At 68.2% G+C, this 12125-nt stretch carries 8 protein-coding genes; 5 read left to right on the top strand and 3 right to left on the bottom strand.

Annotated features, from left to right (window positions below):
• Position 1: 1 nt before the first annotated feature.
• The gene (locus FB384_RS21730) at positions 2-664 is read right to left on the bottom strand and encodes a hypothetical protein (RefSeq protein ID WP_183786669.1); all 663 of its coding nucleotides are present in this window, start codon (positions 662-664) and stop codon (positions 2-4) included.
• A 199-nt stretch (positions 665-863) separates the two neighbouring features.
• On the opposite strand from FB384_RS21730, the gene hrpA reads away from it, so the two are divergent.
• Positions 864-4775 carry an ATP-dependent RNA helicase HrpA gene (gene hrpA / locus FB384_RS21725; RefSeq protein WP_183786668.1) on the top strand — a complete coding sequence of 1304 codons (3912 nt, stop codon included), beginning with the start codon at positions 864-866 and terminating at the stop codon, positions 4773-4775.
• 45 nt (positions 4776-4820) lie between these two features.
• Here hrpA and FB384_RS21720 read toward each other — a convergent pair whose 3' ends face one another.
• Both FB384_RS21720 and FB384_RS21715 read right to left on the bottom strand, forming a co-directional pair.
• On the bottom strand, positions 4821-6419 hold the full coding sequence (locus FB384_RS21720) for an ABC-F family ATP-binding cassette domain-containing protein (protein ID WP_183786667.1): 1599 nt from the start codon (positions 6417-6419) through the stop codon (positions 4821-4823).
• A gap of 176 nt (positions 6420-6595) precedes the next feature.
• Positions 6596-7084: a Pycsar system effector family protein gene (locus FB384_RS21715; protein WP_183786666.1), complete on the bottom strand. Its 489-nt coding sequence runs from the start codon at positions 7082-7084 to the stop codon at positions 6596-6598.
• Between the two features lie 225 nt (positions 7085-7309).
• On the opposite strand from FB384_RS21715, the gene FB384_RS21710 reads away from it, so the two are divergent.
• The 4 genes from FB384_RS21710 to FB384_RS21695 all read left to right on the top strand — a co-directional run bounded on the left by FB384_RS21710 (position 7310) and on the right by FB384_RS21695 (position 12102).
• Entirely contained in the window at positions 7310-7912 is a 603-nt protein-coding gene (locus tag FB384_RS21710; RefSeq protein WP_183786665.1) for a Crp/Fnr family transcriptional regulator, read from the top strand.
• A gap of 105 nt (positions 7913-8017) precedes the next feature.
• Positions 8018-8908, top strand: a complete 891-nt coding sequence (locus tag FB384_RS21705) for a hypothetical protein (RefSeq protein ID WP_183786664.1) — start codon at positions 8018-8020, stop codon at positions 8906-8908.
• A 6-nt stretch (positions 8909-8914) separates the two neighbouring features.
• Positions 8915-10984, top strand: a complete 2070-nt coding sequence (locus FB384_RS21700) for a hypothetical protein (protein ID WP_183786663.1) — start codon at positions 8915-8917, stop codon at positions 10982-10984.
• Positions 10981-12102 (top strand): hypothetical protein, encoded by a 1122-nt coding sequence (locus FB384_RS21695; RefSeq protein ID WP_183786662.1) that lies wholly within the window; start codon positions 10981-10983, stop codon positions 12100-12102. The genes FB384_RS21700 and FB384_RS21695 overlap by 4 nt, the downstream gene beginning before the upstream one ends.
• The last annotated feature ends 23 nt before the right edge of the window (positions 12103-12125 follow it).

Raw genomic sequence — 12125 nt, 5'->3', positions numbered from 1 at the left:
GTCAGAACCACACCGTGCGGATCGATGCCCTGTCGAGCTCCGGGCCGGGTTCGGTGCGCCGCTCGGCCTCGCCGTGCCGGTTGGCGATCGTCCACACGCGTTTCGTCATGTCCGGCAGGCCGTAGAGGTAGTCGTTCCGGCCGCACCCGTAGGTCGGGTCCTCCTCGGTGGACTCGGGGTCGTCGGCGCCGGGCATCGGCACGCAGCGGCGGCCGTCGGCGAGCTCGATGAACCACGGCCGGTGGCGCTGTGCTTCCTCCGGTGCGGGCCCGGTGTCCTCCACGACCTCGAAACCCGTCGCCTCGCCGGTCGTCGGGTTCTGGATGCAGATCGCCCGATCCGGCCCCGGCCGGACGTGCAGGTAGCACGGGTCGTGCACTTCCTGCGAGGTGTGCGAGTCGCCCTTCAGCACGGGAGCGCAGCGGCGGGCATCCGAGCCCGCGATGCTGACCCACGACTGCCAGCAGTTGCCCTCGCCCTTCTCGACGATGTCGAGGCCGGGGTCGGGTTCGCCGGACTCGGTGAAGGGGTCCACGGTGATCTGCTCGGTCGCGGTGACGGGCCGGGTGTCCGCCGCGAGCCGGGTGTCGGGCGCGCCGCTGCATCCGCCGAGTCCCGTCAGTGCCGCGATGGCCACGACGACTCCCGGGAGGATCTTCCTCACGTGCCGCTGCCTTCCGTGTCGCGTTCACCCGTGCTGCCGGTCCCGGCCGCGAACCGCCTGGGCCGGGACACGCGCCGGGGTGCGTGTGTGGGGACACGCGCAGCCTAGAGGGCGCGTGTGAGCGCCGGTGCGGGCCCCGCCGCCGAGTGGCGATAATCGGAGGAGCGGAGCGGACGCGCCCGGTAGGCTGTCGGGCGGTATGTCTGCACGTTCCCCTCTCGATGAGCTGCGTCCGCGGCTGTCCGGCCTGACCATCGGCGACGCCCACCGGGTGCGGCGCCGGATCGACGGCGCCCGCAAGTCCCGCAACGCGAAGCCTGCCAAGCTCTCGGCGATCGCCGCGGAGATCTCCTCCGACATCGACCGGGCCGAGGAGCGGGTGCGCAGGCGCCGCGAGGCGATGCCGCACATCACATACCCGCAGCAGCTTCCGGTGAGCGGCCGCGCCGAGGACCTCGCCGAGGCGATCCGGGACAACCAGGTCGTGATCGTGGCGGGGGAGACCGGGTCGGGCAAGACCACCCAGCTGCCGAAGATCTGCCTCGACCTGGGACTCGGCGTGCGCGGGCAGATCGGGCACACGCAGCCGCGGCGACTCGCGGCCCGCACCGTCGCCGAGCGAGTGGCGAGCGAGGTGAAGTCCGAGCTCGGCGCGGCCGTCGGCTACAAGGTGCGGTTCACCGACACCTCGAGCGACGACACGCTGCTGAAGGTGATGACCGACGGCATCCTGCTCGCGGAGATCGCGCGCGACCGGATGCTGCGCCAGTACGAGGTCCTCATCATCGACGAGGCACACGAGCGCAGCCTCAACATCGACTTCCTGCTCGGGTACCTGAAACAGCTACTGCCGAAGCGGCCCGACCTGAAGGTGATCATCACCTCCGCCACGATCGATCCCGACCGCTTCGCGCGGCACTTCGCCGGCGCTGACGGGGAGCCTGCGCCGGTGCTGGAGGTCTCGGGACGGACGTATCCGGTCGAGGTGCGCTACCGGCCGATCGTCGATCCCGACGACCCCGACGCCGATTCGGACCGCGACCAGACGCAGGCGATCACCGACGCCGTCCGGGAACTGGTCGCCGAGGGGCCGGGCGACATCCTCGTGTTCGCGTCGGGCGAGCGGGAGATCCGCGACGCCGGGGACGCACTGGCCGCGATGGAGCTGCCGAACACCGAGGTGGTGCCGCTGTACGCGCGGCTGTCGGCCGCCGATCAGCACCGGGTGTTCCAGCGGCACACGGGCAGGCGCATCGTCGTCGCCACCAACGTCGCGGAGACCTCGCTGACCGTGCCCGGCATCAAGTACGTCGTCGATCCGGGAACGGCACGCATCTCGCGTTACAGCCACCGCACGAAGGTGCAGCGGCTGCCGATCGAGCCGGTGTCGCAGGCCTCGGCCAACCAGCGCAAGGGCCGCTGCGGCCGGACGTCGGACGGTATCTGCATCAGGCTGTACTCCGAGGACGACTTCGACGCCCGTCCTGAGTTCACCGATCCGGAGATCCTGCGCACCAACCTGGCCTCGGTCATCCTGCAGATGACCTCGCTGGGCCTGGGCGACGTGGCCGCGTTCCCGTTCGTCGAGCCGCCGGACCGCAGGCAGGTCACCGCGGGGGTGCAGCTGCTGCAGGAACTGGGTGCGCTCGACGCGCAGAAGGGCAGGCTGACGCCGGTCGGCAAGCGGCTCGCACAGTTGCCGGTCGATCCGCGGCTCGGCAGGATGATCCTCGAAGGTGCCGAGAACGGCTGCGTCCGCGAAGTGATGATCATCGCGGCCGGGCTGTCCATTCAGGATCCACGGGAGCGGCCCGCCGAGCACAAGGAGGCCGCCGCGCAGCAACATGCGCGGTTCCGCGACAAGGATTCCGACTTCCTGGCGTATCTGAACCTGTGGAACTATCTGCGCGAGAAGCAGAAGGAACTGTCGGGCAACCAGTTCCGCAAGATGTGCCGCGCGGAGTACCTGAATCATCTGCGGGTGCGGGAGTGGCAGGACGTCTACAGCCAGCTGCGGCAGCTGCTCAAACCGCTCGACATCACGCTCAACAGTGTGCCGGGCGATCCGCAGCGTATCCACACCTCACTGCTGGCGGGACTGCTGTCGCACATCGGTCTGAAGGACCCCGAGAAGGGCGACTACCTCGGCGCGCGCGGCACTCGGTTCTCCGTCTTCCCCGGTTCGGCGCTGTTCAAGAAGCAGCCGCGCTGGATCGCCTCCGCGGAACTGGTCGAGACGTCCAGGCTGTGGGCGCGGGTGAACGCGCGGGTGGAGCCCGAGTGGATCGAGCCGCTCGCCGGGCACCTGGTCAAGCGCACGTACTCGGAACCGCACTGGGAGCGTAAGCAGGCGGCGGTGATGGCGTCGGAGCGCGTGACGCTCTACGGCGTGCCCCTGGTCGCGGGCCGCACGGTGAACTACGGCCGGATCGATCCGGAGACCTCGCGGGAACTGTTCATCCGCCGCGCGCTCGTCGACGGCGACTGGGACACCCGGCACCGGTTCTTCCACGAGAACCGGGCACTGCTCGACGAGGTCGAGGATCTGGAGAACCGCGCCCGCAGACGGGACATCCTCGTCGACGACGAAACGTTGTTCGTCTTCTACGACGAGCGGATCCCCGACGACGTGGTGTCGGGAAGCCACTTCGACGCGTGGTGGAAGAAGGCCTCGCGCAGCGAACCGGACCTGTTGAGCTTCGAGAAGACGATGCTCATCAACGCCGCGTCCGACGAGGTGCGCGCCGCCGACTATCCCGACACGTGGCAGCAGGGGGAGTTGCGGCTGTCGCTGACGTACCAGTTCGAGCCGGGCGCGGACGCCGACGGCGTCACCGTCCATATTCCACTCCCCGTCCTGAACCAGGTCGCGGCCGACGGGTTCGACTGGCAGGTCCCGGGACTGCGCGAGGAGCTCGTGACCGCGCTGATCAAGTCGCTGCCGAAGGCGACCCGGCGCAATTTCGTGCCCGCCCCGGACACCGCCCGTGAGGTGCTCGCGCACGTGGACCCCTCGCGTGGGCCGCTGCTCGACGAACTGAGTGCACAGCTGGAGCGGCTGCGCGGGGTCGCCGTGCCGGTCGGTGAGTGGGACCCGGAGGCCGTGGCCGACCACCTGCGGATGACGTTCCGCATCGTCGACGACACCGGCGCCGCGGTGGCCGAGGGCAAGGAGCTCGAGGCGTTGCGCGACAAGCTCGGCGACCGGGTGCGGGAGACGATCTCCGCCGCGGCCGACGACGTGGAACGCGACGGGTTGACCACCGCGGCGTTCGGAACGCTGCCGGAGGTGTTCGAGGCGAACCGCGGCGGCCACGCGGTCAAGGCGTATCCCGCGCTGGTCGACGAGGGCGACTCCGTTGCGGTGCGGATGTTCGACACACCCGGCCAGCAGGTCGCGGCGATGCGTGCGGGCACACGCAAGCTCGTCCGGCTCGCCCTGCCGTCGCCGATGAAGTACATCAACCGCAATCTCGGCAACCGGTCGAAGCTCGTCCTGTCGCGCAATCCGCACGGCGGCGTGCAGGGGCTGCTCGAGGACTGCGTCGACTGTGCGGTGGACAAGCTGATCGCCGAGGCCGGTGGACCGGTGCGGGACGAGGCCGCGTTCCCCTCGTTGGTGAAGGCGGTGGGGCAGCGGCTGAACCCGACCGTGCTCACCGTGCTGGGTGAGGTGGAGCAGATCCTCACCGCGGCCCACGAGGTCGAAGCTGCGTTGTCCGATATGGACGGACGAGCGATCGCGGAGTCGTTGGCCGACGCCCGGGCGCATCTGGATTCGCTCGTGTACGACGGTTTCGTCACCGCGACCGGCTACGACCGGTTGCCCGACCTGGTGCGGTACGTACGGGGCGTCGCTCGAAGGCTGGAGAAACTGCCCACCGATCCGGCGCGGGACGTCGAGCGGCTGCGGGAGATCACCTGGCTGGCCGACGAGTACCGCGGGGTGCTCGACGAGGTGCCGCCGCGAGCGGAACCGAGCCCGGAACTCGCCGAGATCCGCTGGATGATCGAGGAGCTCCGGATCAGCTTCTTCGCCCAGACGCTCAAGACCGCGTATCCGGTGTCGGTGAAGCGCATCATCAAGGCCCTCGACAAGGCACCGTTGTAGACAGTAGCCCGTTGTAGGCAGGACCCCGTTGTACCGGCGGCGCGACTACGGGGCTTCCGTGCGGTTCAGCGTGCCGTCCAACCGTAGCCACCGCGTTGCGCCGATGGCGCGCAGGAATTCCGTGTCGTGGCTGGTCACGATGAGTGCGCCCGGGTAGGAGGCGAGCTCCCGGGTGAGGTGGCGGACACTGCTCGCGTCCAGATCGGTGGTGGGTTCGTCCAGCAGCAGTAGCTGCGGTGCCGGTTCGGCGAGCAGGAGCTGCGCCAGGCTCGCGCGGAAACGCTCGCCGCCGGAGAGCTCGCCCGCGGGCAGGTCGGCGAGGTCACCGCGCAGCAGGAAGCGCGCGAGTCGGGCGCGGATGGCGTTCGCGGTCAGTCCGGGAGCCGCGGCGGCGACGTTCTGTACGGCCGATGCGGTGTCGTCGAGGGTGTCGAGCCGCTGTGGCAGGAGCCGGGCCGGCACCGGTGCGGTGACGGTGCCGGCCCGAGGAGTCAGGTCGCCGACGACGGTGTGCAGCAGGGTGCTCTTGCCCGCCCCGTTCGGCCCGACGAGCGCGATCCGTTCCGGTCCGTGGACGTTCAGGTTCACCATCGGGCCGTTGCGGAGTTCCACATCGGTCAGTCGCAGTACGTGGCGTCCGGCCGGCACCGCGGCAGTGGGCAGATCGACCCGGATCTCCTTGTCGGACCGCACGGCGTGTTCGGCCTGCTCGAGTCGTTGTCTGGCCTGTGCCAGCTTGTCGGAGCGCATCGCACGGTGCTTGCCTGCGGCGATCTCGGCATCCTCCTGGCGCTTACGCATCCGCACCTTCGGTTCGCGTTTCGTGTCCCACTGTTTCCTGCCGTAGCGAACTCTGCGGGCGAGGGTGACCTGCCCCGTCACGAGTTCCCGGCGCTGCCGTTCCACATCGGATTCGGCGGCGCGGACCATGCGTTCGGCCGCCTGCTGCTGCGCCGCGACGACTGCCTCGTGGTGGTCGAGGTCGCCGCCGTAGAAGGTCAGCGATCGGTCGCGAAGTTCGGCGATGCGATCGACCTCGCCGAGGATCTCGCGGTCGTGCGAGACGACCACGATCGCTCCTTTCCAGGTGCGGACGAATTCGGTGACGAGCGTGCGTGCGCGTGCGTCGAGGTTGTTGGTCGGTTCGTCGAGCAGTAGTACGTCCGGCTGGTGGAGGAACTGGGCGCCGAGCCCGAGCAGCACTGCCTCGCCTGCCGACAGGTCACCGATGTGCCGGCCGGTGTCGAGGTGTGCGAGACCGAGACGGTCGAGCGTGGCCCGGGTGCGTTCCGCGATGTCCCACCGGTCACCGACGACCGCGAAATGGTGCTCGTCGGTATCGCCGCGTTCGATCGCGGCGATGGCGGAGGTGATGTCGGCGGTGCCGAGTACGTCGGCCACGGTGCTGTCGGTGTCGAGCGTCAGGTTCTGCGACAGATGGCCGAGGCGGCCGGTCACGGTGACCGAGCCCGAGGTCGGTGTCAAGTCGCCGGTGATGAGTCGGAGCAGCGTGGACTTGCCTGAGCCGTTGAGCCCGACGAGGCCGGTGCGCCCCGGACCGAAGACGGCGGTCAGCCGATCGAGGACGACCTCGCCGTCGGGCCAGGCGAACGAGAGGTCGGTGCAGATGACGGAGGTGGACATGAGGAAGGCTCCCCGCTGTACGTGGACGACGGACAACGTGGCGATACGCGAGCAGTTCGCGGTATCTCGGAGAACCTCAGCGGACCAACGTCTCACTCCGTTCGGCGGCGGCAACTGGCGACGACGCTAGACCGCCGCGCCGGGTGGGGCAACGGATTTACGGGGGCACGGAGGCCTCAGGTGAGGATGCCGGCGGCGAGGGTGGTGACGACCCCGGAGCCGAAGAACCAGATGGCGGGCGTGACCGCGCGGAACTTGCGGCGCGCGATGCGGCTCATCGCCCACAGCTGTTCGGTGAGCGCGCGCTGCAGCTGCTCCTCGTGGGTGAACAGGGAGCGGGAAGCGCGTGAGAACTCGTCAGGGTTCTGGAAACGCGCCGCGACATTGTCGAAGTTCAGTAGCGACGCCACGCCGCTCAGATGCGTGCGGGGAACGAACACACGTAATGCCAGGAAGGTGCTGACGAGTACGAGGCAGAGGCCGAGCACGAGCAGCACGGCTTGTGTGGGGTTGCTGCTCCACCGGTCCGGCGATGTTCCCTGGCGTGTCAGGATGCTGCCGAGGACTCCGGATGCCGCCAGTACCAGTCCGGCCTTCGTGTCAGCCAACCGGACGAGTTCGTGAGTATGCGAGAGTGCTTTCCAGATATTGTCGGTGCCTGTCATGGTGTCCGATTCTTCGGGGTGCGGCTCGGAGTGCGAGCCCCATCGGAGTGAGAGTGTCGTAACGGACGCCGTCCGGCTTGCTCCCTTCGGGCGGAATAGGGCGGCAGGTGTTCACCGGAGCCGAGCAGAACCGGTACGGAATCTGTCGTGCACCACGATGTGAATATCGCGTCGCGGGGATTCCGCGGACTGTTGGGGGAGCGGCTGTGGAGTGTTCTGGTCAGGATGGGGGTCGAGCGTCGGCACAAGCCCGGTGATGTTCTGCTCCGGCAAGGTGACCGGGGCGATTATCTGTTGGCGCTGACCGGCGGACGGGTGAAGATCCTGGCGGCGGAGTCGGGTGGTGCGGAACTGCTGCTTTCGCTGCGCAGCGCGGGCGACCTGGTGGGTGAGATGTCTCCCCGTAGCGACTCCCGGCGCACCGCGACCGTCGAGACGCTCGACAACTGCACGACGAGCTACCTTGCGCGCCGGGACTTCGAGGCGTTCCTCGCCCGCAACGGCGCGCATGCCGCGTTCAGCGACTACCTGGTGGCCAAGTTGTCGGAGACGGTGCCGTACCAGTTGCAGCAGGCCCATTTCGTGCCGCGGCAACGCGTGGCTCGCCTGATACTCGAGGTGTTGCTGCTGGCCGATCCCGGCGACCGGAGCCGTGCCCGGATTCCCTTCTCGCAGGACGCGCTTGCGAAGGCGCTGGGCTTGGCGCGCAGCACGGTCGCCGACCAGATCGCTGCGCTCCGAACGCTCGGTGCCTTGCGGTCGGGCCCTCGCATCATCGTCGGTGACGAACGGGTCCTCACCGAGGAGGCCCACGCCATCTCGCTGTGACCCACCTCACTCGAAACTGTCCGGTCGCGGACAGCCTCGGGCGCGTATCCCGCCCATCGTGTGGATCCGGTCCCGCTTGGGGAAGGAACCCGGAGAAGGAGAGTCATGGAACCGAAATTCCAGAGCGTTGAGTTGCCTCCGTACCGCGCCATCATGGTCGTCGACATGAAAAATTTCAGCGGTGAGAAGGGGCGTGACCACGCTCGCATCACCGAGAGCATCCCGATGATTCTGCGCAATGCGTTCAACGGGTGCGGTTGCGCGCAACTGTGGTCGGAGGTCCGGTTCCACGGCACGACCGGTGATGGGTACTTCGCCGGATTCGACACGCGGTGGACGCCGCTGCTGTTGAATCCGGTACTTCCTGCGCTCCAGGAGGAGCTGGAATATCAGAGTCAGGTGTACGGCGGTGACGGTCCGATTCGCATGCGGGTGAGCCTGACGGTGGGCCCGATGACCGACTCCGGGCGGAACTCGCTGAGTGACGGCAGTGGTGACACCAGGATCGAAGCCCACCGGATGCTCGATGACAAGGCCGTGCGTGCCGTGCTCGCCGATTCGAGCAGCGCCACGCGTGTCGCAGCCATCGTGTCGGAGCAGGTCTACCGCGACATCGTGCTCTCCGGCTACAGCGGTGACGATCCGGAGCTGTACGTCGATGTCGGAGTGAAGGTCAAGACCTACGAGGGGAAGGCGTATCTCCGAGTTCCCAAGCCGTCCGGTGACATCCTCCGGCGGGGACTGACCCGGCGCGGTGACGCAGCCGAGGCAGCGGGTGACGCCGCGCCGCCGACCGTGGCGGAGGGTGAGCGTGGTCGAGCGGCACCGAGTTATGTCGGCGTGGAAACGGCGCAGGGATCGGTCGGCACCGTGGTGACCGGTGAGGGCAATACGGTCAACTCCGGCGGCGGAAACCAGTTCAACGGCGTCGAGATCACCAGCCCCGGTCCGACGGTCCTCGGCACGAACCGCGGCCCGGCCCCTTCGGAGGAGTGACGTCCCGTGGCTGCTCTCTCTGACGGACAGGAAGGGCACGGCGCCGGCCGCCGGTACGTCGGTGTCGGTCATCTCACCGGATCGTTGGCGTCCGCGGTTGCCGGCACCAACAACACGGTGAACAACCACTTCTACCACTCGCACGGACCGGGTCCGGGCGGAACCGTCACATCGCGGGTGGATTCGCGCGGCTATCGGAAGTATCTCCGACCCCGGTTCGTTCGGCCCCTGCAGTTCGAAGCCGCAGGCCGAGCACTGGCGAAGCACGGCACGCTGTTTCTCAGCGGCGAGCCAGGGAGTGGGCGGAAGAGCGCGGCCCTGATGCTGCTGTGGGAACGATTCCCCGGTAGCGATGCCTCGTGCCGCAGGCTGTCCTTGGACGAGGATGACGGCGACGATCGACTCCATCCCGATTCGATCCAGCGTAACGACCGGTTGCTCCTCGACCTGACCGAGGAGCGGGACCCGGAACGGCTCAGCACGGTCGAGAAACGGTTGGCGACGTTCGTCGGGGCCGTCGAGGACATGGAGGCGGCGTTGGTCGTGCTCCTGCCGCCGAGGCGGGACCAGGATCCTCGCCTCCGTGAGCTGGCAGTCACGGAATCGACGGTCACCATCGAACGTCCGAACGGCACAGCGGTATTCACTGAGCATGTCCTCCAAGACATCGATGCCGACCTTGTCGACGGCCGAGCGGTACGCGAACTGGACGCTTTCCTGGCGGCGGTTCCGATGCGGGACGTCGCCGAGCTTGCCCGCCGCACCGTCGAGGCGAGGAACGTCCACCGGGATGCCGACTTCGCCTACTGGCTTGCCGAGGCGAGGAAGAGCGCTGAGGACTACCGGGAGGAGGTCACGGAAGCGATCGGAGCAACTGGCCCGGAACAACGGGCGCTGCTGCTGACCGTCGCGGTCCTCGAAGGCGGGCACACCGATGCGATCCATCGGGCGCAGCGTCAGCTCCTGGAGGAACTCCGTTTCTCGAGGGACGAGATCCACCTGCTCGAGCAGCGGGGGATCGAGGCCGCACTCGGCGACATCGGCGTCGTCGTCGACGCATCGCATGCGGTCCGGTTCGGCAAGGTTCGTTACCAGCAGGCGGTCGCTGATCACTTCTGGATGAACTACCCGGACATGCGGCAATCGTTGGCCACCTGGGTGGCGGCCTGCGTCGAGCTGGACGAACTGTCCGAAGAGGACCGCGGGAGAGTGGTCGAGCGGTTCGTCCGGCAAGCGTGCCGGCACAACCGGATTCCGGAGCTGTGCGCGGTGATCCGCCGGTGGGCCGGTTCCGGCAACCGTCCGGTACGCAAGAACCCGCCGATACGATGGGCTGACACCGCTCTCGACCTCGCCTTGCGCTGGGATGAGGACGCCGGACAAGCAGCCCAACAGGTGCGCCGGCAGATCTACGAGTGGGCAAGTGATGAGCAGCTGGGCGCCGGCCTGGCCCAGGTGCTGGTGGAAGTGTGCGCCGAAGTCGTGGCCGACACCCATCCCGATCAGGCGTTGGTGCGGCTCCGTCGGCTGGCCTGGCATCGGGATGACGCCGTCGCGACGAAGGCACGGAGTGCAGTGGTCACGCTCACCGGCGATACCCGTGTGCATCGCCGGTTCCTGTGGCGGATGGCCGACTGGATGGGCCAGGAACGGCCTTCGGATGTGACGCTGTTTCTCGAGGCATCGAGTGGCGAACGCGTGCTGCACAGGGCGCGGCCGCGTGCACCGATCGTGGACGCTCAGGCGCGGGAACAGTTGCGGAGATGCTGGGCAGGGGTACTGCCGCACGAACCATCGTGGTGGCGGGATCGCCTGCGTGAATGGCTCGACGAGGCGGTGAACTCGCCGCACAGGGACGCCGCACTCACGCTGCTACTCGACGCCAGCGGAGCCAACGTGGACATTCTGGCGCGACTCTATGTCGTCGCACGCGATTGGGCCGCTGGCGGAGACCCGGCGGACCGCGTGCGGCGCCGCGACGTGCTCGAACGATTGAACGCCGGTATCGCCCGGTCTCAGGGGCTGACGGAATCCGGCGGGACGAACGGAAGAGACAAGAACGGAGCATCGACATGATCATCGTTGCGCTGGCGGGACCTCCCGTGCTGTGGACCGGGCTCGGCCTGTTGTTCGGGTGGCAGATGTGGGTATGGGGCGTACTGATCCTCGCCACGTGGGTGGCGATGTGGGTGGCGTGGTGGCTCTGGTCCGTGATGGCAGCTCGGCCGGCAGTGCGGGCGGTGCCCGAGGTGCCGGCAACCGCGCCGCCGGCACCCGCGGCTCCGACACCGGCTCCGCCGGCGGAACATCCGATATCGAAGATGCAGGTGCGGACCGCTCACGATGACTACCACTTCCTGTTCTCCTGCGTGGTGCGCTGGCGGCCCGCGCAGGAAGGAGCGAGACAAAGCCATTCGAACCCGGCCGCGCTCGCCGTAAACGCGATCGCGGACCGGGCCGCCGGTATCGGCGCGGCCTTTGAACCGCGCGATGCCGACCGCGCCCGGTGCCTGTTGGAAGCCGAGCTCGGCACGGCCCGCAACGATGAGACCGGACAGCTGACGGTGTGGGCGGAATCGATGTCGCTCGAGTTGTCGGAGCGAGACCTGGCGCGACTCGACAAACTCGAGGAGGTGCGCAAGGAAGAGGAGCTGTTCGAGCGCGAGTGCGGGTTCGAGCGCAAGGTGCGGACCTATCTCGGCGACGATGTACTCACCAGCGTGAGCAATGCGGTCGTCTGGTGGTTGGCCCGCAACGAAACGGCCGAGAAGAAACGAGTGGAGGCCGCCGTCGGCCACATCGGCACGCTTCGTCAGCTCGTGAGTTCGGCCACGGGCGCCGTTGAGACCGAGGATGCGCCACCGGCGCGGGGACAGCTGACTCTGGACGATGCGCAGGTGGCGCTTTCATTCGAGACGACGACGCCGCCGTCACCGCCGGGCATGCCGGTGGCACGGCCCGAACCGGATGCCGTCGATCACGCGGTCGGCATCGTCGAGCACCTGCCGGATCCACAACACCAGGCGGTGTTCACGATGAATTTCGCGCGCCTGCTTCGGCAGCACGGGCTCGATGATGCGGCCGTGAGCATCACCGACCGGTTCGACCGCCCGCGGCCGGACGAGTCGGATTCCGAAGCGGACACCCCGGCGGAGGTGGACGACGACGGGACACCCGAGTTCGCGACGGGATGACGACGGCACCGGATGTCGGCGAC

Source organism: Prauserella sediminis (assembly GCF_014195435.1).
GTDB lineage: Bacteria > Actinomycetota > Actinomycetes > Mycobacteriales > Pseudonocardiaceae > Prauserella > Prauserella salsuginis.
Note: the sequence above shows the minus strand (reverse complement) of the source record. Positions and strands in the feature narration are given on the sequence as shown.